21 protein-coding genes are annotated in these 23,167 nt (G+C 48.2%); 7 read left to right on the top strand and 14 right to left on the bottom strand.

What is annotated here, in order from left to right:
• Positions 1 to 142 precede the first annotated feature (142 nt).
• Positions 143 to 859 (bottom strand): LPS biosynthesis glycosyltransferase, encoded by a 717-nt coding sequence (locus tag UWK_RS00750; RefSeq protein ID WP_015402434.1) that lies wholly within the window; start codon positions 857 to 859, stop codon positions 143 to 145.
• Between the two features lie 42 nt (positions 860 to 901).
• Between UWK_RS00750 and UWK_RS00745 the strand changes: the two genes are divergently transcribed.
• A complete protein-coding gene (locus tag UWK_RS00745; protein ID WP_015402433.1) occupies positions 902 to 1,264 on the top strand; it encodes a hypothetical protein in 363 nt (120 codons plus the stop codon).
• Here UWK_RS00745 and UWK_RS00740 read toward each other — a convergent pair.
• From UWK_RS00740 to UWK_RS00680, 13 genes are all read right to left on the bottom strand, one after another.
• A complete protein-coding gene (locus UWK_RS00740; protein ID WP_015402432.1) occupies positions 1,218 to 2,060 on the bottom strand; it encodes a polyketide synthase dehydratase domain-containing protein in 843 nt (280 codons plus the stop codon). The genes UWK_RS00745 and UWK_RS00740 overlap by 47 nt on opposite strands.
• A complete protein-coding gene (locus UWK_RS00735; RefSeq protein ID WP_015402431.1) occupies positions 2,060 to 2,542 on the bottom strand; it encodes an acyl-CoA thioesterase in 483 nt (160 codons plus the stop codon). Before UWK_RS00735 ends, UWK_RS00740 begins: the two co-directional genes overlap by 1 nt.
• Before the next feature lie 5 nt (positions 2,543 to 2,547).
• Positions 2,548 to 3,813: a beta-ketoacyl-[acyl-carrier-protein] synthase family protein gene (locus UWK_RS00730; protein ID WP_015402430.1), complete on the bottom strand. Its 1,266-nt coding sequence runs from the start codon at positions 3,811 to 3,813 to the stop codon at positions 2,548 to 2,550.
• An 11-nt stretch (positions 3,814 to 3,824) separates the two neighbouring features.
• A complete protein-coding gene (locus tag UWK_RS00725) occupies positions 3,825 to 5,081 on the bottom strand; it encodes a beta-ketoacyl-[acyl-carrier-protein] synthase family protein (RefSeq protein WP_015402429.1) in 1,257 nt (418 codons plus the stop codon).
• 16 nt (positions 5,082 to 5,097) lie between these two features.
• A complete protein-coding gene (locus UWK_RS00720; protein WP_015402428.1) occupies positions 5,098 to 6,096 on the bottom strand; it encodes a radical SAM protein in 999 nt (332 codons plus the stop codon).
• A 5-nt stretch (positions 6,097 to 6,101) separates the two neighbouring features.
• Entirely contained in the window at positions 6,102 to 7,169 is a 1,068-nt protein-coding gene (locus tag UWK_RS00715) for a radical SAM protein (protein ID WP_015402427.1), read from the bottom strand.
• Positions 7,170 to 7,186: 17 nt separating this feature from the next.
• A complete protein-coding gene (locus tag UWK_RS00710; RefSeq protein ID WP_015402426.1) occupies positions 7,187 to 7,453 on the bottom strand; it encodes an acyl carrier protein in 267 nt (88 codons plus the stop codon).
• 6 nt (positions 7,454 to 7,459) lie between these two features.
• The gene (locus UWK_RS00705; protein WP_015402425.1) at positions 7,460 to 7,813 is read right to left on the bottom strand and encodes an ApeI family dehydratase; all 354 of its coding nucleotides are present in this window, start codon (positions 7,811 to 7,813) and stop codon (positions 7,460 to 7,462) included.
• 110 nt (positions 7,814 to 7,923) lie between these two features.
• Complete coding sequence (locus UWK_RS00700; protein WP_015402424.1) at positions 7,924 to 9,267, bottom strand: lipid biosynthesis B12-binding/radical SAM protein; 1,344 nt, start codon at positions 9,265 to 9,267, stop codon at positions 7,924 to 7,926.
• The gene (locus UWK_RS00695; protein ID WP_015402423.1) at positions 9,264 to 11,399 is read right to left on the bottom strand and encodes a beta-ketoacyl-[acyl-carrier-protein] synthase family protein; all 2,136 of its coding nucleotides are present in this window, start codon (positions 11,397 to 11,399) and stop codon (positions 9,264 to 9,266) included. Before UWK_RS00695 ends, UWK_RS00700 begins: the two co-directional genes overlap by 4 nt.
• 12 nt (positions 11,400 to 11,411) lie before the next feature.
• Positions 11,412 to 11,678, bottom strand: coding sequence for a phosphopantetheine-binding protein (locus UWK_RS00690; RefSeq protein WP_041916502.1), 267 nt, complete (start codon positions 11,676 to 11,678; stop codon positions 11,412 to 11,414).
• A gap of 371 nt (positions 11,679 to 12,049) precedes the next feature.
• A complete protein-coding gene (locus UWK_RS18000; protein ID WP_015402421.1) occupies positions 12,050 to 15,406 on the bottom strand; it encodes a PAS domain S-box protein in 3,357 nt (1,118 codons plus the stop codon).
• 338 nt (positions 15,407 to 15,744) lie between these two features.
• On the bottom strand, positions 15,745 to 17,289 hold the full coding sequence (locus tag UWK_RS00680) for a radical SAM protein (protein ID WP_015402420.1): 1,545 nt from the start codon (positions 17,287 to 17,289) through the stop codon (positions 15,745 to 15,747).
• A gap of 726 nt (positions 17,290 to 18,015) precedes the next feature.
• On the opposite strand from UWK_RS00680, the gene UWK_RS00675 reads away from it, so the two are divergent.
• The 6 genes from UWK_RS00675 to UWK_RS00650 are packed head-to-tail and all read left to right on the top strand — an operon-like array spanning position 18,016 to position 23,118.
• Complete coding sequence (locus UWK_RS00675; RefSeq protein ID WP_015402419.1) at positions 18,016 to 18,456, top strand: hypothetical protein; 441 nt, start codon at positions 18,016 to 18,018, stop codon at positions 18,454 to 18,456.
• Positions 18,457 to 18,479: 23 nt separating this feature from the next.
• Positions 18,480 to 19,217, top strand: coding sequence for a 3-oxoacyl-ACP reductase FabG (gene fabG, locus UWK_RS00670; RefSeq protein ID WP_015402418.1), 738 nt, complete (start codon positions 18,480 to 18,482; stop codon positions 19,215 to 19,217).
• Positions 19,217 to 19,804, top strand: coding sequence for an outer membrane lipoprotein carrier protein LolA (locus UWK_RS00665; RefSeq protein ID WP_015402417.1), 588 nt, complete (start codon positions 19,217 to 19,219; stop codon positions 19,802 to 19,804). The genes fabG and UWK_RS00665 overlap by 1 nt, the downstream gene beginning before the upstream one ends.
• Complete coding sequence (locus UWK_RS00660; protein ID WP_015402416.1) at positions 19,801 to 20,466, top strand: hypothetical protein; 666 nt, start codon at positions 19,801 to 19,803, stop codon at positions 20,464 to 20,466. The genes UWK_RS00665 and UWK_RS00660 overlap by 4 nt, the downstream gene beginning before the upstream one ends.
• 17 nt (positions 20,467 to 20,483) lie before the next feature.
• Positions 20,484 to 21,746 (top strand): B12-binding domain-containing radical SAM protein, encoded by a 1,263-nt coding sequence (locus tag UWK_RS00655; RefSeq protein WP_015402415.1) that lies wholly within the window; start codon positions 20,484 to 20,486, stop codon positions 21,744 to 21,746.
• Positions 21,682 to 23,118 carry an AMP-binding protein gene (locus tag UWK_RS00650; protein WP_083907148.1) on the top strand — a complete coding sequence of 479 codons (1,437 nt, stop codon included), beginning with the start codon at positions 21,682 to 21,684 and terminating at the stop codon, positions 23,116 to 23,118. The genes UWK_RS00655 and UWK_RS00650 overlap by 65 nt, the downstream gene beginning before the upstream one ends.
• Positions 23,119 to 23,167: the final 49 nt, after the last annotated feature.

Here is a 23,167-nt window from a genome sequence, read left to right as displayed (position 1 = left end):
TGCCCCTGAGAAAAGACTCAAACCTTAATGATATTACTCTCTCCAGCGATTTATTTTATACCAGTTTCCCCTGTATTTAAAAACATATTTTGTTCAGAGTATCAGGAGATTTTAAGAGAGTTGTAGCAATTCGGGCAGGTGTCTAGAGAAGGATGCCAAGCAGGGTGAGGAGTAGAAATGCTAGAATAACATGGCTGTAGACAAGGATACGCTTATGATATTGGTAGAATTCACTGACCCGTTGAATAAAAGGCAGGCCGCCAAAAGCGCGGCGCATTCTATCCAGAAAAACAGTTTTGTTGTCACTGCTGGCCCTGCCCTGGAATGCTATCATGGGCGAAAGTGCATAAAACTCTTTGCCCCTTTTTTTTAACAGATTGTCATAGGGGAGGTTGTTCCATGGTTCCTGAACAAATTCTCTTGCAAAGGAACGGTTAAGTGCATAGGCATGGGCGAGGCAACTATACTGAATTTTTACCACGGATTGCACCTCCGTCTGCATTATTTTACCGATGATTGCACCAAGAAAAAAGCCGTTCCAGTTCTTCTTGTTTTTTAAAAAACGTACGGCATCAGTGAGCTTTTCCGGATGATAGTTTTGAAAGAAGACATCGTCTTCAAAGACCAGTATATTTTTGGCTCCTGCCTCCAGGCCTTTTTTTAGGCAGTTCATATGAGATTCAAAAATGCCTTTTTCCGGGTTGTTCGGATGTTTTGTGACCAGAATAAATTCCACCCGATCCAGGAGACCCGCCTCGGAAAAGTGATTTTTGGCTTCTGTTCTTCGGTCATACCGGGTATCTATTGAGATACAATAGATTTGATCGAAAAAAGACCATGGATCAGATAGAGTGGTCATATCAGAGTCATGCTCTTGTGGAAGATGTGAGTATGGAAAATCATGAAAAAGCTCATACAAAAAATTGCCGATATCGAGTTTGTACGGATTGCCATTGAGGAGCAGGCAGATCTTACACCATTTAAAGAAAAACCTTCTCTGGAGGTCATTACTGGTGTTCTGTTAATTATTCTAGGATCTCTCCTGGGCTGGCCAGCCGTTGCCGTTCTGGGAGTACTGGCCATAAAATTTAATGAACCTCTACTCGCAGTTATTGGTGGGCCGCTGGCCTATGGCCTGTCTTTTCCTGTCTTCGGGCTTGGGATGTATTTTTCAGGTGCAAAATATACCATAATCTTTTTTCGCTGGCTCAGTCGGGTTATGGTTGAGAAACTTTCTGCCTGGGTAAATCCAGGGGAGACCTGATTGTCCCTCGGCTCACATCGCGCATCCGCAATCCTCTGATCGTTTCGCAGATATTTCCCTTTGTATCAAAAATAGATAAATCAAAGAGCAGTTCATCTTTTGTTACTGACCGGGCAAGTACTGTGGTGCTGTACTGCTGACCCGCCCGTGTTGGGCTGTGAATGCAGCGTGTGGCAAAGCCGACGGGGAAAGGGACAAAATCTGCAAGGCATTGTCCCAGTACGCAGGCGGCGTGCATGGCACCATCAAGTGGAAAAGGAGATCCTATATCCTTTTCCATCACATGCTGGTGTGTAAGTGTTGGGGCCTGGAGGGTACCACAGGCGGTATTGCCGCATATCTGCAATGTCCCTGTAAGGCTGCGGTAACTTGGACCGAAGGGAACAAGTTCTCTATAGATTCTATCGGCTCCTATTTCAATATGGCTGTCCGTTGCACTGTTTTGCGTAACAGTCTCTATGGTAGGTTCTTTTAGAGGAAAGCATAGCTCGGCATGCTCTTTAATTCTGCTGATTTTTTTGAGTTGCATTTTACTGAGCAGCTTGAGGCGAAGTACCTCTTCACCTGCATCAATCTCCACCAGGACTGATAACTCCGTTGCGTTTGCGGGGATGGGCAGAAATTTGGAAAAATGTGCCTCTGTCATCGTACATATCTGAATGTCAGGTTGTATTTTCTTAGCAACTTCAGCAAGGAGAAGCATGCTCTCAACCGCCGGTAAAATTGTCTGTCCATTAAAATGATGATCTTTGAACCAGGGATGAACGGGAATGTGAACAGCTTGACGGCTTGTCATTATTCTGTTGGAAAACTTTCCCAGAGTTTGATTGTTTTCTCATCGATCTTGACCGGAATTCCGTCACTGTTGATTGCGCAATGCTTGGTGAAACCGGTACAGATAATCTCACCGTCTGACGCCCGGGTGATCAGATAGTCAAACTGCAGTTTAACCAGTTCGATGCTGGAAGGCCGGGTGTGGATATACATGAGATCGTCATAGAAGAGCGGGGTGAAATAGTTGAGTTCAGTCTTGATGATGGGATAGACGTAGCCACTTTCTTCGATCTTCTTGTAGGGATAGTTGGCCCCCCGCATAAGTTCTGCCCGGCCAAATTCAAAATATCGCAGATAGTTGGCATGGTAAACAACCTGGGACCTGTCAGTATCCACATAGAGGGTACGCATTTCGCTTTTGTGCCAGATCAGACCACTGTTCCTATCTTTTACATGATTGGGGTGCTGAGGGAGAAGCTCGGGGATAAATGGCTTTGGTCGCATGGTACTCAGATTCCTTTAAAGACTATACAGCAATTGGTTCCACCAAAGCCGAATGAGTTGGAAAGTATATGTTCGTAGGAGTGCTTACGGGTTTGACTCGGAACGACATCAATATCTGCAAAGGCCGGATCGGGAATATGATTGACCGTGGGCAGGAGTATGGATTGGCTCATCGCTTCAATAGAAAGTGCTGCCTCAATGGCAGCCGATGCCCCCAGACTGTGTCCAACCTGTGATTTGTTGGCTGTAACCGGAATTTTACTGATTTCTTTACCGAACACCTCACGCATGCACTCAACCTCAGTGGCATCGCCGGTCGGAGTGGATGTGCCGTGGGCGTTGATGCTGCCGATATCCTGTGGACTGATTTCGGCATCGTAAATGGCGTCGTGGATTGCCCGGACGATTGTTTCCCGGTTTGGCCGGGTGAAGTGTTTCGCATCTGAGGTCCAGCCGACCCCTGCAACTTCAGCTTTTTTGCTAAGTCCAAGTGATTCAATTTTGTCTTCTGCAGCAAGAAGAAGTACCCCGGCGCCCTCGGAGAGGACAAATCCCTTGCGATCCAAACTGAAGGGGCGTGAGGCCTGAGTCGGATCATCGTAGGCACGATCTTTATGGCCTACTTTAATGGTGGCAAGCATATTGGAGAATCCCTGGATGATTTCGGGGATTATGCAGGTTTCGACTCCACCGGCGAGGACAAAGTCACAATCACCATCCCGTATCATTCTCGAGCCGATGGCGATTGCGTGGTTGCCCGAGGCGCAGGCGCCCTGTGGAGAGAAGATAGGGCCGGTGAAATTGAGCAGCATTCCTGCTTTTCCGGCTGGCAGATTGGCGCATACGTTTGGAAGGAGATAGGGGCTTACCTTGAACGGGCCACGGTTGACATAGTTATCCATGGCAATCCGGTAGGAATCGGTGCCGTTGAGTGCAGAACCTATCATGCATGCCGTTCTTGGACCGGTCTCCTCAGTCATTTCAAGACCGGCATTTTCCAGGGCCTGCCTGCACATCTCCATGGTGAGGAAAATGTAATCTGCGTTCCAGATAGAGGCTTCTTTACGGTTCACATAGGGGAGAAGTGATGGATCCCAGTCCGGGATTTCACCAACCACGTTGGAGCGGCTTTCGGTTTCGCACCGTGTTACACGGCGGAAAGCTGCCTTTCCCTGTATTGCAGCGGCCCAGGTCTTCTCAAAGGTATTTCCGAGTGGGGTTGCCGCCGCATATCCGGCTACAAAAACCCGTCTGTTAAGTGGTGCTCTCATATCTTGTATTCTTAGTGTATCCGTTTAAATATGGCACAACTGTTACAGCCGCCAAAGCCGAAAGAGTTTTTCAGAACAAACTCCTGTTCAAGTTTTCGTTTTTCGTTTGCGACACAGTCAATAACAATCTCGGGGTCTGGCAGGTAGTTAATAGTGGGCGGAAGTACGCCATCACGCATACCCTGAAAGCTGAAAATGGACTCTATAACGCTCGATGCCCCCATGGGATGGCCGATGAGTGATTTGTTGGCAGTCACCGGAGGTGTGTTTTTACCAAAGAGTGCTGTGATGGCATCATATTCCACCTTGTCACCAACCTTTGTTGATGCGGCATGGGCGTTAATTACCGCTATCTCAGCAGGACTGATACCGGCATCATCCATGGCATTCTGCATGCACTGCCTGACGGTTGCAAAGTTAGGCGCTACAAAATGGTGGGCATCCGAGGTCATTCCCCATCCGCTGAGCTCAATGCTGAACCCCAGGCCATGATTTCTGGCGAATTCAGGGGTGGCCAGAATCACAGCTCCAGCACCCTCTGAGATAATAAACCCGCGCCGGTTGCGGGAAAAGGGACGGCTGGCACGTTCCGGTGCTTCATCTTCATTGCCTTCCTTTGGGATGTAGACACCGTTCATGGTGTAAAAGCCTGCGACAATGGGCTCAACAAGAGCAAAATCAACGGCCCCGCAGATGGCAACGTCCGCCCGGCCCTGGGCCAGGAACATAGCTCCTGTGAGCATGGAAGTGAGGCCGGTGGCACAGGCGGTGACCGGGGTTACAATGGGTCCCTGGGCTCCGGTCAGGATGGCGATTTTACCGCCAATCATATTGATACAGGAGTTGGGATTTGCGTAGGGATGGGGGAGTTTGTTTTCAGCCTGGAGTCGTCTGTCCGCATGTAAGACGGCATCGAGACCACCCACCGCTGAGCTGTAGGTAACAGCTACCCGTGGGGCAAGTTCCGGGGTTATTTCAAGACCGGAAGATTCGAGCGCTCTGGCAACGGAGAGCATTCCGTATTTAAAAACCGGGGAACTCCAGCTAGCCTGATGTCTGGCTGTGAGAAAGGGGTACTTCTTGTCCGTATCCTCAAAATCAGGAACCTGCCCAGCGATGCGAACGGGAAAATCATCTTTCAGGGGGAAGCGGGAGAGAGGGCCGATACCGCTTTTTCCAGCCAGGGCATCCTGCCACTGCAGCTCAAGATCGTTGCCGAGTGCGGAAATGGCATCGTAGCCAATGATGACCGGGGTTTTGTTTCCCATGAAATCCTACGGAACACTACCAGGGAATAAACTGGTATAATTTTGCAAACATCTCGTACACTTCAATCCAATTCTGCAGATCCTTCGTTGTTTTGATGTGGGCACGTTTATTGACCATTACCCAGCTCATATGGGCCGCACCATCTTTACAGGTGGAGCAGTCACGGGTTTCAGAAGTGCAGCAGCGGTGGACTGTTTTAAGATCCGATGCATAGCGGATAAAGTTTGTGAGCCGCTTGGGTTGCGGATCCCGATTGTCACGTAAAATGGTTACCGACGGACATTCCGACCAGCCAAATGTTCGGCCCAGCATCTTTCCGGTGGTGATAACTTCATGGTAATATTTTGATGAGACCACCGTATTGGGGTAAGCATCAAGCATGGCATCCATCTCCTGGCGGATGTCCAGCAGTTCTTCAGGTTTCCATGAAAATCCATTGACATCCTCATCGTTGGAAAGCAACTGCATATGAACCTTCAGTCCGATATCCTGAACCTTCTGAATTATCTTTCCGGTTTTCCCCAGCTGTTTCGGGGTGATGGTGTAGAGATAGTAGGCATGGGGATCACCTCCATAGTTGGCACTGGTAATTTTGAAGGTGTCCTGACCGCGAAGGGCAATTTCGTCCTCAGCATCACCCCAGAGGGAGAGGCCAACCATCATATCAGGGAACCGATCACGGGGAACCTTGATGAGTCCGTTGGTTGCACAAAAGGTGGGCAGTCGTTTGTAAAATGCTTCAATTCTGTCCATGCAGAGTGTGGGCTCACCACCGATAAGGATGGCTAGATTTACGCCGCGATCCATCTCCTTTTCCACAAAGTCATGCCATTTGTCTATATCCTTTTCTTCTGCGGCACGTTCGTGCTCACCGGACGAAAAGAAGAAGCAGCCTTTACAGCGAAGATTGCAGCGATCCGTTACATCGTAGATGGAGCTGCGGATATTGAGTCTGGATATTTTTTTATAGCGCTCGTACCATTGAGGATCGAGGAGGGAACTGACTGTTTTCATATTTTTCAACTCTGTTCTGGAGGTTCAATCATTTCTTTACAAAGGTTTTCGCCTTTATCGTAGCCTTTCACCCACACTGCAAGATAGGTATCCACATAGTCGAGCCAGGCGGAAAAATGCTGCGGGGTAGTTGCATGGCGATACATCCTGGCTGTAACCACGGCACTTCCAGCAGCATAGTGGCGGCAATCATCACAGTCCGTGTCCGGCACGCAGCATGCAGCAGCTCGATCCCACTGCAGGTCGGTACGGTACTGACGGAACGACCTCCCAAGCCCGATGGCGGTTGATGGGTTCATGCGCGGGTAAGAGCAGGAAAAGAGGGAATGGAGTCCCTGTTCATGGGTATGGGCCACGATATTATAAGGGGAGAATACAACAGTTTCCGGAAATTCGGCCAAAAGCTCACTCATGACAGCACGGGTATGGGCCAGCGTTTGCGGGGTGTGGCGAAGATGCCCATTGTAGTCAGTGGGGGCAGAAAACATGTTGAAGGTAATCTGATGATTGTTTGCAGCCAGTGTTTCCGTCACTTCCCGGGCCTGGTCAATATTGACGGGGGTAAAGGTGTAAACCCAGATAGCCCTTGAGTCTCCCTGGTAATTTTCCATCTGCCGGACCAGCATATTCTTGGCCTTTCTGATTTCAAGGCTGGTTTTGTCATTTCCCCAGACAGAAATATGGATGCGATAATCGATTTCTTTGGCCAGGGGCATCAGACCATTGCTGGCAATGCAGCCCAGGGGAATAGTGTCATAACATGTTTTACAGAGTTCGGGGACGTAGGATGGCTCGGCTCCGGCGAGCACCACAAAGGTAATGCCACGTTCTTTCTCGGCCTCCATGAGCTGCTGCCAGTCGGCCGGGTTGAGATTCTCTTCGGCGAACTGTTTCTCGGTCTCTCCGGCATAATAATAACAGCCTTCGCAACGGAGATTGCAGCGATTGCTCATGTCGTAGGTGGATTCACGGAGAAAAAAATATTTGCGTACCTTTTCAAAGCGCTCTTTGATAGAGGGGGATGCGATAATATCGGAAAATTTATACTCCGTTATGTCCTTTGCGTTTTCCATGCTCTGTTCCTGCCTGGTTACTCTTTTTCTGCCAGTTTTGTAGTGATGTACTCAGCAATAATGCGCACGGTGGTCAGTTTCGGGTAGTCATCTTCATCGATTCTGATCCCATATTCATCACGGAGGACCAGGGCGATGGTGGCAAGATCCATGGAGTCAATCCCGATCTCATCCACAAGATCAAGGTCGGCATCAAAGGTTTCAGGGGTAACATCTTCAAGCTTCAGTTCATTGATGATTATTTCAGCAATACGGGTGATTGCCTGATGTGTATCGGTTGTCATGTTTCTTTATTGCTCCTTTTTTGGGGCCAGCACCAGTCTGCCGGAGCAGACATCTTCTTCCATGCTGGTGATACTGAAAGAATAGTGGTTTTCTTTTTTTCCTGCCATGGCGTGGATATCAAGGATATCGCCGGGCCGGACAAGCTTTTTAAATTTAATACGGGCAACACTTTGTAGCGATAGATTTTTCTTTAAAACCCTTGCAATGGTTTCAGTTACCATATTTATCTGGGCAATGCCCGGTAAAATAGGGTCTTCTGGAAAATGCCCTGCAAACCAGGGCGACGCAGCATCCGTAGTCACCCGGGCAAGCACTGCATTCTCTCCATCATGTCCTATCGAAATATACGAATACCACATAGTAGTGCTCAGTTGATCTGTTTATGTAAACATCAGATGTTTCTACCAAGAATGGTCAAAAAATTCAAATGTTCCATTGTTGTTTCAGGAAAATAGCGGACTCTGTATTATCAACGGATCAAAAACTCCCAGAGAGGCCCGGTGAACCCACGTTTATGCATCTTGCTCACTGTTTCGGCTGACTTTTTTCCTCCGGATCCAACGATCCAGTTGATCCGTTCTTTGCCGCGCTCTGAGACCTGTTTTTCTATTTCCCCATGACTGATGGCATTACTTTCATAATAGAAGGGTTCCAGGAGACTGGTGTTTTTGCTGATTTTCCCCTCCTCAAGAGCAATGTCGTAGAGTCTGGTATGAGGGTAGATCCTGATGCCGGTGAAAAAGAAGAGTACCGTTTTTTTTAGATGTTCTATACAATTCAGTGTTTCGTCCACCGTTGTCACGGTCTCCCCTGGGCCACCAAGCAGAAAATAATGGGCTGCGTGGAGTCCGGCAGCAACGGCCTGATTATGGGCACTGATAACGTCTTTGGGGGTGAAGGGTTTGCGGTAGGTCTTAAGCATTGTTTGAGAGAGGGATTCCGTGCCGAATTCGACATGTTTCAGGCCGCACTCTTTCATCCGGGTGAAATAATCATCCGGGAGTTTAATGGGGGCAAAAAATCCCCCCCATGGGATTGAAAGGCCATTGCGTTTAAGGGACTCCGCTACACTGAGGCTGTGGCTGACATCTGAATTGAAGGCGGAGTCGGTGATGAAAATGTATTTTGCGCCATTTTCCTGAAGTGAAAGGGCCATATGGGCAACAGTTTCGGGATCAACAAGACGATGTTTTTTTCCTTCAATATGGGGGTAGGGGCAGTAGATGCAGCGGAAAGAACAGCCCCGTTTTGTCTGCAGGTTAAGCATTCCGCCATAATCGAGATAGAACTGTGAATGGGCATTCCGTGCTGGTTGTCTTTGCAGGATTCCCCCCCAGGGCGCGGCAGGAATAGCGGGATGTGAGCTCGTGAGCAGGCCAGGAATGTTGGAGAGTGGCCCCTTGTTTTCAAGTGCCTCAAGCAGTTCTCCCAGGCGTTCCCCCTCTCCTATAATGCCGTAATCAAGTTCAAGGGCGTCGAAGATTTCACGGGGAAGGATGGTGAACCCAGCGCCGCCACCGACAATGGGGGCGTCACTTTGGGTTCGCAGCCAATCCACAAGCTTTTTGTGCTCGCTGATAAAAAAAAGTGGATTGCCTGATTCGGTGTTGTCAATGTTACGGATTGATAATCCTATAATATCCGGAGAAAAATCGCCTATCATTTGCCCAAGCGCATCATGTCCCAGGATATTGAGATCTGCAATCTGAACCTGATGCCTGGTTGATAAGGAACCGGCCACATAATCAAGGCCAATGGGATATACCGGATAGGGAACGGTGAGGGTATTGGGTGAGATGAGCAGGACGTTCATTGAATGGCGAATTCCATGGCAGTGACGTATTTCCCAAAACCCAGTACCAGGATTTTCTTGCTGGAATCGACAACACCGTCTTCCAGAAGTTGTGCGGCTATAACCGCAGCAACACTGGAAGCTGAGGCAAATTCTCCGGTAAACATCCTGTAATGAATAACCGGAATGTCAAGCCCGGTTTTCTCCATAAACTGATGCAGCTGTTCTTCTCCCTGGTGGGCGACGGCTGCGGGGATTCCGGCAAGTATCATTCCGCAGTCGTTTTGCAGTGATTCGGTGCCACCAAGACCTGCAACAAGCGACTCCAGTATATCTTCTGTCTGTTTCTGGTAACACTTGAGTTGAACGGAGACCCTTCCGGGGACGGCCTGTCTGAGGAGGTAAAACCCTCCCCCCCCATCAGCAGGGGACGTATCAGTTGTGATCGATGGATCAAACAGCGGTGAGAACTGTTTGTGGAACTCATCGACAGCAAGTACGAAAGCGGACGGTGAATCTTCGTCAAGAAAGGAGTCTGCGGCAAGCAGTGCCTGCTCAAAAGAATGGTCACCACCACTACTGGTGATATTCGCACCCCTTGCCCCATGCATGATGGCAATCTGTCCGGCAGCACTGTTGTGAACGGAACCTACAAAGTCTATGGGGCTGGGGAACTTTTCGTCACTGCTTTGCAGTTTATCTATAAAATCATAGGTCTCGGAAAGTGCGCCCCAGCCACTTCCCATAAAAACGGACTGGGGTGATTCCTTGAGACCGGAATCCTCAAGGGCAGCAGCGGCCAGGGCGAGGGCAATTCGTGAAAAGCGTTTCAGGCGTCGTACCTTTCGTGCTGGAAGGTTCTCTGAGATGATTTTACTGTCAAGAGTGCCACCAATAACTGCCAGTTTGGAGAATGTTTCCAGACTGCTCCGGGTATGGCCAACTCCTGTGATACAAGCCTTTCCGACTATGGTTAAGGGGGCGTGTTCAGAAGCAATGGAGGGTGCGGTGACTGTTCCATTCTTTGAGAAAAGGAGGCACGCATTATTTCCCCCAAATCCAAAGGAGTTGGAGAGGATTATTGAGACTGGTTGACTTACAGGCGACATAATGGGCCTTATATGCAATTCCGGGTCCGGGGTTCTGTGTCCGGTGTTACCCGGCAGAAATCCCTCCTGTATACAGATTGCGGCAATAACAGCTTCTATAGCACCGGATGCGGCCAGACTGTGCCCCGTCGCTCCTTTGATAGATGAGAGGGGCGGGGGATTGGCAAAGACTGCCCGTATTGCCTTCGATTCTGCCAAGTCGTTATCCGGAGTACCTGTTCCGTGAAGGTTGATGTAATCGATTGCGCGGGCATTAATTCCCGCAGAGTTGATAGCATTGCGTATGGCCTGGAAGGCGCCTTTTCCCTCTGGATGAGGCGCCGCAGGGTGGTGGGCGTCACAGGTCAGTCCACAGCCAAGAATCTGGCCCATGGGTTGCTCGGGCTTTACGGTGGTGAGCAGGAGCAGTCCCGCTCCCTCGGCAACGGACATTCCTTTTCTGTCTTTATCCAGTGGTCTGCTGCCCTCGGGGTCCACCAGCTGAAGAGAATGAAATCCAAAGTAGGTCAGCCTGCAAAGGGAATCAGCTCCTCCTGCCAGCACCCATTCCGCCTCACCAGACTGCAGCATTTTACAAGCCATGGAGATGGCAACGCTCCCCGAGGAACAGGCAGTGGAGACAGTGAGTGCGGGACCCGTGCAGTGGAGGGCATCTGCGAGTTCTTCAGCCACCGTGGTGAGTCCGTGGTGTCTGTATTTCAGAGGATCCTTTTCACTCTCAATAAGCAGGTTTTCTGTAGTGAGAATTCCTCCCGTGGTTGTTCCAAGTATTACAGCATCAGGTGGCTGCGACTGTCCTTTCATTGCCTGTTGTGCAGCGGCAATTGTTAAACGATGTGTTCGGGGAAGGGGCGATTCAGTAAGATTTGTGACCTGCCCCACCAGAAGAGGGGGAGGGGTGCGAATGGAAAAGATGTCTGCACTCAGGGGTGCAATCGCAGAAATGTTCTTTAGAAGAGACTGTTCCGTATCATCAGCTCCGCAACCAAGGGGACTGATGATACCAATGCCTGCAATATAAACTGTTTTTTTTTTACTACTCAAGATTCTTGTTACTCAGGAAGCTAACGTGGGAGAATTCTCACGAATGTAATCGGTGAGTGCTGCGAGGGTGGAAAAGACCTTCTCTCCAATATCCTTGTTGTTGATGACTACCCCATATTCTTTTTCAACCATAACTACCATTTCAAGGACATCAATGGAGTCGATCCCTAAATCACCGCCCACAAGCTGCTCATTTTCATCGATTTCTTCAGGCGTTATATCTGTGAGGTTCAGGACTTCGATTAATTTCTTTTTCAGGTCGTTTGTCAGCTCATCCATGATTATTTTTGGGTGTGTAAGGTTCAACTGGAAACAAAATGTCAGCAAATTTATATAATTGTCGAGAGTATATCTAAAAGAATAGTTTCCTGCCATTCTTTTTGCAAACTGTTTCAAATTTTGAATAAATGTTGGAGGCAAGTCTTTGCGTGACCCTTTGTTGGTATTGGGAAACCTGATTACTACTCATCCTCAGCCTACCCGTTTGAGGAGGAGTTATTTCGTGTTGATTATATGGGCATCTGCGGCCTGGACGGCCGCAGCAGAGCCCCCAGAGATGGGTTTATGGCGTCCCATATAATCGACACGGAACAACTCCGGGTTGCAAAGCTGAGTTTCGATGGTAATCAGGTTGGGAAACGAATACCTTTTTATCTTCCCAATAATTCCTGGGCAGCTTCAAGGAGTTCGTTGCCCTGAATAGGTTTCTGCACATATTTTGTAATACCCATTTCAAGAGCTTTTTCTTCAGAGACGACGTCACTGTGTCCGGTGGACATGATTACAGGCAGATCTGGTCTTATTTTCAATATCTCAGAGGCCAGTTCAGCACCGCTCAATTTTGGCATGGTCTGGTCTGTGATAAGCAGATCAAATGTTTCAGGGTGGGCACGGAACATTTTCAGTGCTTCGGTACTGTCCGTAGCAGTCGTGACGGTGTATCCAACAGATTCCAGGCGTCTTTTATTTATCCTGACAAGAAATTCCTCGTCATCGACAACAAGAATTCGTCCGCTCCCTGTTTCAGTTAACTGGACTGGCTGCTGCTCGTCACTAGTGGAGATGGCCGTTTTGTCGGTAAGGGGCAGATATACCCGGAAGGTACTGCCTTTGCCCAGTGTACTTTCAACGTTGATAAATCCTTTGTAGTCCTGGACTATGCCGTGGAGAACCGAAAGACCGATGCCGGAACCCTTGCCGATTTCCTTGGTCGTAAAGTAGGGTTCAAAGACCTTCTGCATGGTTGTTTCATCCATGCCATGCCCTGTGTCACTGACGGAAAGGACAACAAAGGGACCGGCAGAGACATCAGGGTGTGCCTCTGTGTCCTGCAAATTGAGATCTTCACGGTACAACCTGACCGTGATCTTGCCTTTCTGCTGATCGATGGCATGCAGGGCATTGGTACAGAGATTGACAATAATCTGGTGAATACTCGTGGGATCTGCAGTGATAGCTCCGCATTCCCTGTCGATCTCCTCCTCTATTTCAATGGTGCTTGGAAGAGAAGAACGCAGCATCTGCAGGGCTTCTTTGATAATAGGATGGGGGGCCAGGGATTGCAGTTTATGCTCTTTTTTGCGGCTGAAGGTAAGAATTTGTCTGATAAGATCTGCTGCCCGCCTTCCAGACTGGAGAACGGTATCAATATCCTGCAGGGCAGGGCTCTTCTCGGGAAGTTCCCTTTTGACCAATTGCGCAGCGCCCATGATGGCAGAAAGAATATTATTAAAATCATGGGCAATACCTCCGGCCAGGGTACCGACGGCCTCCATTTTGTGCGATTGAAAGAGATCCTCCTGAATACGTTTCTGTTCGGTGATGTCTCTGGCTATGTGGACAAGACGATCAAGCTCTCCCGTTCCATTTTGGATGGGATAACTGGATACATGAAAAATTTTATCAAGAGTCTTGTGAAAGATTTCACCACTGTGAATGTGCTTGCCAGCAGGGGTAGAGAGTTCGGGACAATTGGGGCATGGCTGACTGCGTCCCCGGAAGACTTCGTAGCAGTACCTGCCGTTCAGGGTGTCGGGGTTCCCTTCGAACGTATCGTAAAAGGTCTTGTTTCCCTTCAGGATGCGCATCTCTTTATCCTGAATAGTGATAATGTCACCCATGGCATCAAAAGTGCTTTCCCACTCTTCTTTGCTCCGGCGCAGTGATCTTTCAAACTCCAGGCGTGCAGTGATATCCCGTACTATACCGAGGATGGATTTTTTGTTGTTCACCTCAATGAGACCAAGGTGAACTTCAACGGGAATCATCGTGCCGTCTTTGGCGCGAAGGTGCGATTCAATAACCTGTTTTTCGCCTGGTACAAGTTCCTTCCAAAGTATATCCTTGTCTTTACGCGTTATAAAATATGGATCTATATCCGCAATGGTTAACTGGAGCAGTTCCGTCTCGCTATATCCGGTGCTTTTGCAGGCCTGCCTGTTGGCTAGAATGATGTTAGCCTCCATATCAAGGACATAGATCGAATCCGTGGCCTGGTTGATCAGGGCACGGAACTTTTCTTCACTCTCCCTGAGCCCTTCTTCAAACTGCTTACGCTCTGTGATGTCATCATAGACGGAGACAATTTCTCCTGACGGCAGTTTAAAGACATGATTCTCAACCCAAAGCGTTATCCGGTCGTCGCTGTAGAGGGTGGCCGGGTGGTGTTCTGCTCTCCCTGCCTGCCAGACCCGCTGAAATACTGAAAACAGTCCGATGTCCCTCACTGCCGGGAAAACTTCACGTACACGCTTGCCTATGATGTTGTCATGGCTGAGTTGAGAACTCCTGGCACCGGCGGGATTGATATCTTTGAAGATAAAACCTTCTCCATTCCCCACTACCTCATAAATAGCGACTCCGCTGCTCATGCTGTTAAAGACGCCACGGAAGCGGTCTTCCTTTTCCTGGAGGGATTGTTGATTGCTGGAAAGTGCTGCGGCCATGGTATAAAAGGCCTCTGTCAGATCAATAAATTCACGTGGGCCGGTGTCCTGCTTAGAGCGTGCCTCCAGATTTCCTGCGCTGTACTCCCTGGTGAGGGCCATAAGGCCGGCAATTGGCGCAAGCAGTACTTTTTTACCGACGAGCCAGAAGAGAAGAATTGAGCAGAATGCGCTCAGGAAGAAAAAGATAAGGTTTCTCGATAATGCAGCATTGGTCTTAGCCAGAACCGATGCTTCCGGTATGCCTGCCCACACCGTCATGTAGGATGGGAGATCGGTAGCAAGGCGGATGTTTTCAAAGGCGAATACACGCCGGGCACCATCGGAGCCTGTTCCGGTGAACCTGCCAAACGAAGGAGTTTTTCTAGACTGTTCCAGAGAAAAGGGCTTGATCTGGCTGCCCACGGGATTGGTCTCCTCGGCTGCGGGGTAATAAAAAAGCCGGATACCTCGATGGTCGGTTACAGATATAAAAGATTTTTTATCCAGATTCAGGTCTTTATAAAAGACATCCAGGTGGTCCAGTTGGATAGCTGTTGCCAGCACTGCTATCAGGCTGTTATCTTCGGCCAGGACCGGATAGGCATAGGTAAATGCAGGCCTTGGTTCCCCTGTGCGGGTATAGACAAATTCTCCCGTGGCAAAGGCCTTGCTTGCCAGAGTCTCTTTAAAATGTTTACAGTCAGCAATGCTTCCTGGCTTTTTCAGAGCTTTCCCGCTGGTTATAACCTTTCCTTTTAAATCTGTTAGGACGATGTTGATGAATAACGGATTTTTTTTGAGGATCGTCTGGAAGATTTCATTGCTTGCCTGACCGTTTAATCTCTGGACTTCAGGAAGCAGGGACAAGGTGAAAAGGGTTTGTCGGACGTTATGGGTGATATCCTTCTGGACTCCTGCCATACTGTGGGTCAGAAGAAAAACGGCTTCTTTGGCGTCTTCTATGGAACGGCTCCGCTGCTCCAGGCCCGAATAGAGGAGAATAGTCAGCGTGGGCAGGATGGTTACCAGCAAAAGAATTGCCAGGCTTTTGTTGATTGATCCAAATTTGAAGACTCCCATATTGTAACCTGCTGCAAGGGTTATAGGGATTTGCTTTCCAGGAGAATGGTACAGCCCAAAAAAAACAGGTAATTCCCTCTCTCGGCAGCAAGAACCAAAAGGTCACAACCCACTTCAGTTTCAACCGAACCATTAAAGAAAGATTATAATATAAACATCAATACGACAAGTTAAAAAGACGGCCCCTGCGGAGCCTTTGGCATAACGTGACTTCTTACAGGTATATAGTTTTTTCAACTCCTTCTGGTCATCCGCGGCATTGTCATGTTGGTAATTCCCAATGTCTGGTGTCAGGTTATGAATCGTGACAGGCACTAACTGGATAGTGTTGATTTTTTTTATTTCACTTGTTTACAGTTCACAAAACTGTAAAAATGGCTGTACTGGGTAATAACAGTGAAAAATCTCTTTACCAGCTTCGGATTAATCTGCCAGGTTTTCTTCAGTATTCTGAAGAAAAGAGCACGTACACGGCGATCGTCATTAAAAATAAAATGTTTGAAAATTTTAACTCCAAGCAGTAGCTGCCTGGGGTCACTCTTCTTGTTTACATAAATCGTACTGAAATAATCAACATTCCTCAGCCATTTTACAAATCTGTCTTCGAACAATTCTGGTTGGTAAATTTTTTGAAAGAGATCCCAGTACAGGAGACTCATCCGTTCGATAGTCATCTGTTTTGGAACAATATTTGTGTGCAGCTGCCACTCTCCTGAGAAATTCTTTTCTGTCAATCGCCCTTCTTCCTTCAACCTTTTGTATAAAGGCGTATGGCGGGGTGCATTGAGCAGACTGATACCGGCAATGGGACTGTCTGTTTCCACCAGAAAATGCTCCAAATCTTCAAAAATTCCTTCATCGTCATTGTCAAAACCAACGATAAGACCAATAAAGGGGACTATGCCAAAACGGGATATTCTTCGAATGCGTTCAAAAATATCTTTTTCTGCATTCTGGCTTTTGTGTACCTCGGCAAGGCTCTCTTTCCTGACAGTTTCCACTCCGAGAAACAGGACAGAAAAACGTGCATCTGCAAACATTTGCAGCAACTCATCATCGTCGGCAACCTGAACGGTGATCTGTGTTGAAAATGAGAGGGGTCTCGTCTGCTGAACATTCCACTCTATAACCTTGCTGAGAAGTTCTTTGGTAAACCTTTTATTGCCGAGAAAGTTATCATCTGAAAAGAAAACTGTTCTGGCACCGATATCCACGGCATTTTGCAGTTCCTGCAGGATCTGGTCTATGGATTTTGTTCGATACTGCCTCCCCACATACTGGATAACATCACAGAAATCACATTGATTCGGACATCCCCTGCTTGTCTGAATACTGATGTTGACATAGTCCTCAACACGAATCAGGGACCAGTCGGGAGCAGGACTGTCTTTTAAGTCGATGTAGTGTTCCTGCCTGTTGATTTCCAGAGCATTCCCTGCTGTCCATTGTTTGAGAAAAAGTGGCCAGGTATATTCAGCCTCTCCAATAAAGAGATGGTCCGCCAACCCTCCACACCTGTCAGCCTCAATGGAGGCATATGTGCCCCCGAGGGCTATCCTCGTTCCTCTTTTCTTGAACTCGCTGCAGAGTTCATGAATTCGTGCTGCATGAAGCGTTCCTCCGGTTATAACTGCGAGGTCGCAGCTGAAATCAAAATCGACGGCAGAAATATTTTCATCCCCAAGTGTATACTGTATATTTACCCCTGGTGGCGTCAGGGCCATCAATGTGGCCAGAGCTGAATTCGGCATAAGGGTCTTAGCCCCCAGAATATCAGCTGTTCCCTGCATGGACCAGAAGTTGTCAGGATGTTTTGGGGCTATCAGGTAGATTTTTTTAAAGTCTTTTTTTGATCCATAATGCTTAAACGATAATTGGGTCATATAAGATCCTGTCAGTGTATAATTATTCCCGTGTTGAAGGGTGTGATAGTGATAGCACTATCCACTTATTGGTCAGGAAGGTATCGAGTAGAAATCACGCTTCCAGCCTTCCAATTAGCATCCCAACGTGAGCTGAAAGCAGCACTGCCGGGTGGCTTCTGTGGCCTTCCACCTCTTGCAAGCTCCTGTAGAAAAAATGGCAAGAAGTATAATCCACTCACAAATTACTCAAGACCATTGAAAACACCCTATAATATCCCCCTCAAAGCAGCAACATCAAAAGAATCCAGGGAAGCATCCAATATTTCATTGGATTATAGTATGTTACAGAAATGCTTACACTGCCTGCCACAACGTATAGAGGTTTCTTTGATTATCTTCGGTCAGCAATCGTACTGATGGAAAAGCTGTTTTTGTTCTGCCCCGGCCCGTCTTCGATTTAGCTGCAGGCTGTCAGGTACAGCTTTACAGAAGGCGGAGAGGGGGCGAGTGAAGTCTTTCGGATGACTTCTGTCTCAGGAGCATACATGAAGACTATCATTTTCACCGTACCTCTATGAAGAAAAGAATTGCGAAAAAACAGAATATCTAAAAGAATAGATTTTCCGTATGATGTTGAGTATATCCATAATACACATATGGGAACTGTTCCGGTTGCTGTGCCGTCCGTTTAGAGTGACCATAATCAATGTGGCCCAAAAAAAATACGTCAAATTGTGGAAAAGAATGGAACGAAACCCGACGCAATTATTTGATTATACCATCGAAGATCTGCTTCCGCATCGTGGCACCATGCTGCTGATCGACGACATTCTCGAAATGGATGAGCATCATGCGCTGACAGCATCATTGATAAAAGCGTCCTTTCCCTTAATGGACAACGGTGGCGTACAGCCACTGCTACTGGTGGAGCTTGCGGCTCAAACGGCTGGGGTCTGTAACGGACTGTCTCGAATAAAGGATCATGGTGAGGATTCCAGTAAGATGGGATGGCTTGTGGGAATTAAACGGGCACACTTTTATGTAGAGTGCATTCCCCTTGGAAAGACGGTGCTGACCCGCTCAGAAAACAGCCATGTGTACGATAAGCTTCGTGAGGTGTCTGCCGTTCTCCATATGGATGGAACCCTGATTGGAGAAGTAACCCTGCAATTATTTCAGGTCTAAAAAACGAATAGAGTAGAAAAGCTATGAAAGAAGAAAGAGACAAACAGGTTGCAATCGTTACGGGTGCTGCCAGGGGAATTGGTCGGGCCATTGCCGTGGAACTTGCAGGGGCTGGATATTACACTGTGATCAATTATCGATCGGACCTTGAAGCTGCCGAAAAAACCCTTCAGCTGGTAACGGAAAGTGGTGGCGTTGGCGAAATCTACGGTTTTGATATCCGTGAAGCTGACAGGGTTGAGGAAGTAGTAAACGATATTGCAGAAAGGCTCGGCCGCATTGATGTCCTTGTTAACAATGCCGGAATCATAAAAGACGGGCTCTTTATGATGATGGACCGTGAGAGCTGGCAGGCGGTTATCGATACCAGTCTCAATGGATTTTACAATATGACCCGGCCTGTTATTGAGAAAATGGTACGGGCAAGAAGTGGTTCCATCGTCTCGATTTCTTCGGCATCATCGATGCTTCCCAACCGTGGGCAGGCCAACTATTCAGCGGCAAAAGCTGGACTGAATGCCGCCAGCAGGGTTGTGGCTTCGGAGGTCGCACGTCTTGGCATCCGGGTCAACGTGGTGGCGCCAGGCCTTATAGAAACGGATATGATAGCTGATGCCCCCAAGGATCATATAAAAACACTTATTCCCATGGCTCGTATCGGCAGGCCGGAAGAGGTTGCAAAGGTAGTGGCTTTCCTCTGTTCCGACGCTGCCTCGTATATGACCGGACAGATCCTTTCCGTGAATGGCGGGATGTGTTGATGAAGTATCTATTGACTCTTTTACTGTTCTGCTTCTGTACTGTTTCCGGACAGGCGCAGGAGGCTGAAGGGGAGAGTGTACGTGTGGAATCCGTGCACGCGGATTTTACCCAGGAAAAACAACTTCCAATCCTTGCCCGCCCCATTATCTCAACGGGCCACTTTGTGTTTCAGGCACCAGATTCACTGCGCTGGGAGTATTTCTCTCCAATTCATACGGTGCTGCTTATGCACGATGGAGACACCCGTAAATTTATTCAACATGACGGGCAGTTTACTGAGGAGCAGGGGATGGGCGTGGATTCCATGCAGATTGTTCTGGAGGAGATCACCAGCTGGCTCGACGGGCAGATCACGGATACCCCAACCTTTCAAGTGCAGAGTCACGAAAATGATCTGATTATCCTCACTCCTCGGGATGAGGCGCTTGTGAAAATCATCGCTCGCATTGAGTTAAAACTGCTTGGCAGTTCGGGACTGATGGAATCGGTAACTCTCTTTGAGGGGCCGGGGTCTTTTACCCGGATGGTTTTTTCAGAAGGGGTCTTAAACGAGCAGATTCCAACAACGGTTTTTACCAGGCCATGAAAACCCTTTCCCTGTGGCTGATGCTGTTTGTGTTTTCATCCTGTTCAATGATGCAGGGCTTGACACCACCGAAGTTCCCTGAGGGACGTGTAGATTCGCTGGAAATAGAGCGCTGCAAACAGACATTTGTCACAGGAAAGTGGCAGTTTGTCCATTCCATCAGCTTTGAGATGGCAAACGGCCATGGAGCCACGGTGATCGGGGTGACGGTGCTCGATGGGGAGACATTGAAAACAGGCCTTATGGGAGTTGAAGGCTTTGTCCTTTTTGAGGCAGAGCTTGCTAAAGAAAATAAACTTGATATAAGAAGGGCTTTGCCTCCCTTTGACAATGCAGAATTTGCTCTTGGTTTGATGCGTGATGTGAAGACTGTTTTCCTGCTTCCTCCGGGTGAGGCAGTGGCCACAGGAGAGTCTGTCCATGAAGGAACTCTCTGCAGGTATGTTGATGAAAGTGGCCATCTGTCTGATGTCCTGATCGAATTAAATGGAAGTAGAGGGGTGAATGTGTATGATAGCAGTCGCAAAAGAACCCGGTCCATTTGGATGGAAGAATATCATCTGGTTGCTGGTGCAATGATTCCTGAGAAAATCCAACTCAAAGCTCATGGAATCCGGGGTTACACTTTAGATATGAAACTGATAAGTGCCGATAAAATATAAAATTCAAAAATATAAAAATGAAATTCAAACTGATTTATCCTAAATGGGCCAAACTTTCCAGACAGACGGAATTTCACCTTCCACCACACGGCCCCGTTGTTTTTGCCGCCACCTTACCGGACTATGTCGATATAGATTTTGTTGACGAAAATCTGGAGGAGATCGATTTTGACGAAGAGGTCGATATGGTTGGAATATCCATGATGCTCACCGTCCAGGTGAAGCGGGGCTGGGAGATTGGTGATACCTTTCGTAAAAAAGGTATCAAGGTGATTTTTGGCGGTATTGCCACCATGCTTCATGCTGAAGAGACCATGAAACACGCCGATTCTGTATTCCTGGGTGAGGCTGAAAGTCGGATGGAACAGGTCATGGCTGATTTCAGGAATGGTACTCTGAAACCCTGTTACGATTATATGAATGATCGTCCTGATATTGGTCTTGTGGGCCCTGCCCGTCGAGATATCCTCAATAGAAAACTCTATAACTATAAAGGCGTGCAGATGGTTGATCTGGTGCATGCTTCCAGAGGTTGTCGTTTTAACTGCTACCCCTGCGCCGTTTCCTATCTTGGCGGCCGGGATTTCAGGCCCCGGCCCATTGATCAGGCCGTTGCTGAGATGGCCGGGATTGATAACAATCGTATGTTTGTTGTGGATAACTCGCTGGCCCAGAACAGCCAGTGGGAGAAAGATCTGTTTCGGGAAATGATCCCTCTGAAGAAGAAGTGGTGTTCCCACCCCATTGAAGATAAACCGGAGATTCTTGATCTGGCTGCCCAGGCCGGAGCCTGGTATGTGTATCAGGCGGTATTTGATACCTCTGATTATATTCGTGAACGGATTAAGCGCTACCATGATCACGGTATAGGCGTTGAAGGGACTATCCTTCTTGGGCTCGACAGCCACAGCGAGGACTATATCAAGGAATTAATAGATTTTCTTCTCGATATAGAGCTTGATCTTGCCGAATTTACGGTGTTGACCCCCTTCCCTCATACTAAGGCATACAAGGAACTTGAGCAGCAGGGGCGTATTCTTTCCAGAGACTGGAACGACTTTTCTGCAGATAAGGTCGTCTATCAGCCAAAACAGATGAGCCCTGGGAAACTGCAGGATCTGCTTGATCTGGCCTGGAATACATTTTACCAGGACGAACCGCAGGAACTGAAGATGTTCAAGCTCTTTAAACAGGTTGTGAGTAAGGAAATGGAAGATGGAACGTTCCAGCCTCGCAACAGGGAGATGGCGGAACAGGCCTTTGGACGGGATCTCACCTGATATGAAGAGCCTGTATAGCGGGGCTGACATTGAAGGCTTGCTGGAAAAACTGTTACAGGCTCCCGTTGATCCGCAGCAGCCTTTTTTGTACCAAAAAGACAGTCGGGAAGATGTTTATACCATGGCTGGCCGTTTGTACGCTGCCTTTGTTGAGATGGGAAGTGAGGTCCCCATCTGCCTTGCTGCAGAAGAAAGATCTGTGATTGCCGCTGCCCTCCTTGCAGCAATGGCAAGCGGAAAAATACTGGTTCTGCCCCATAGTTTTTCAGAAAGTGCTCTGGAACAGATGCGTCAAGTTACCGGCTTTACCAGCGCGGTAGTCGATGTGGAACGGGAGTTTTTACCTGATATACAGTGTATTTCCTCCGAAAGAAAGGGAGGCACTGTTTCACTTCCTGTTAAAAACATTTCAGAAGATGCAGAGCTCCTCCGGATATTTACGGGTGGTTCCACCGGAAGCCCGAAAATCTGGTCAAAAACAGCAGGCAATATCTTTGGTGAAGCCTGGTTTATGGCCTCCAGATACCAGATTACTAATCAGGATATTATCCTGTCAACTGTCAGCCCCTATCATATTTACGGTCTTTTGTTTTCCATTGTAATCCCTCTTGTTTCTTCCGCTGCCGTTCTTGCTGAAACGCCCTCTTTCCCCGCGGAAATTACTGAAGCTGTGGAGCAGAACTCGGCAACCGTTCTGGTCAGTGTTCCTGCCCACTACCGTGTTTTAAGGGGAAGGAGTGTTGGAACATCTCTCAGAGTGGCCTTTTCTTCTGCCGGAATGCTTGAGGAAACAGACAGCCTCGAGTTTTCAGCATCCAATGATATCGGAGTGGTGGAAGTCTATGGCTCCACGGAAACAGGAGGACTTGCCAGTCGTGACAGGTCCGTTGGTCAGAAATTTTTTACTCCGCTTGAGCCGGTCATCTGGCGGATAGCGGAAGAGCGCCTCTATGTTCAGTCCCCTTTTCTCTCTCCTGATCTACCAGTAAATGGAGATGGCTTTTTTCTTTCTGGAGATCGGGTACAGCAGGAGGGAGCAGCCGGCTTCTCTTTGCATGGCAGAGCGGACGCTATAACCAAGGTAGGTGGTGTCCGGGTAGATATTGACGAGGTTCGTGATTTTATACAAAGTCAAGCCGCTGTACAGGAATGTGTGGTCGTTTCCCTGGCTGATAAAGGGGGGCGGGGAAACCTGATTGCAGCGCTTGTTCGTGGTGAAGGGCTTGACCTCGATAATCTGAAAAAAGTCCTGACCGGTGGTCTGGAACCCGCCGCCATGCCAAAACGTATCAGGGTTGTCTCTGCAATTCCTGTTATGCCAAACGGTAAATATGACAGGGAGGCAATCTGTAAACTTTTCACATCTCTGTAGTGTCAGAATTCCAGAATCCCTTGTGTTTCCTCCTTTCTTAAATCCTGTT

The sequence above is a fragment of the Desulfocapsa sulfexigens DSM 10523 genome (genome assembly GCF_000341395.1).
Classification (GTDB): domain Bacteria; phylum Desulfobacterota; class Desulfobulbia; order Desulfobulbales; family Desulfocapsaceae; genus Desulfocapsa; species Desulfocapsa sulfexigens.
This window is presented reverse-complemented; position numbering and strand designations above follow the sequence as displayed.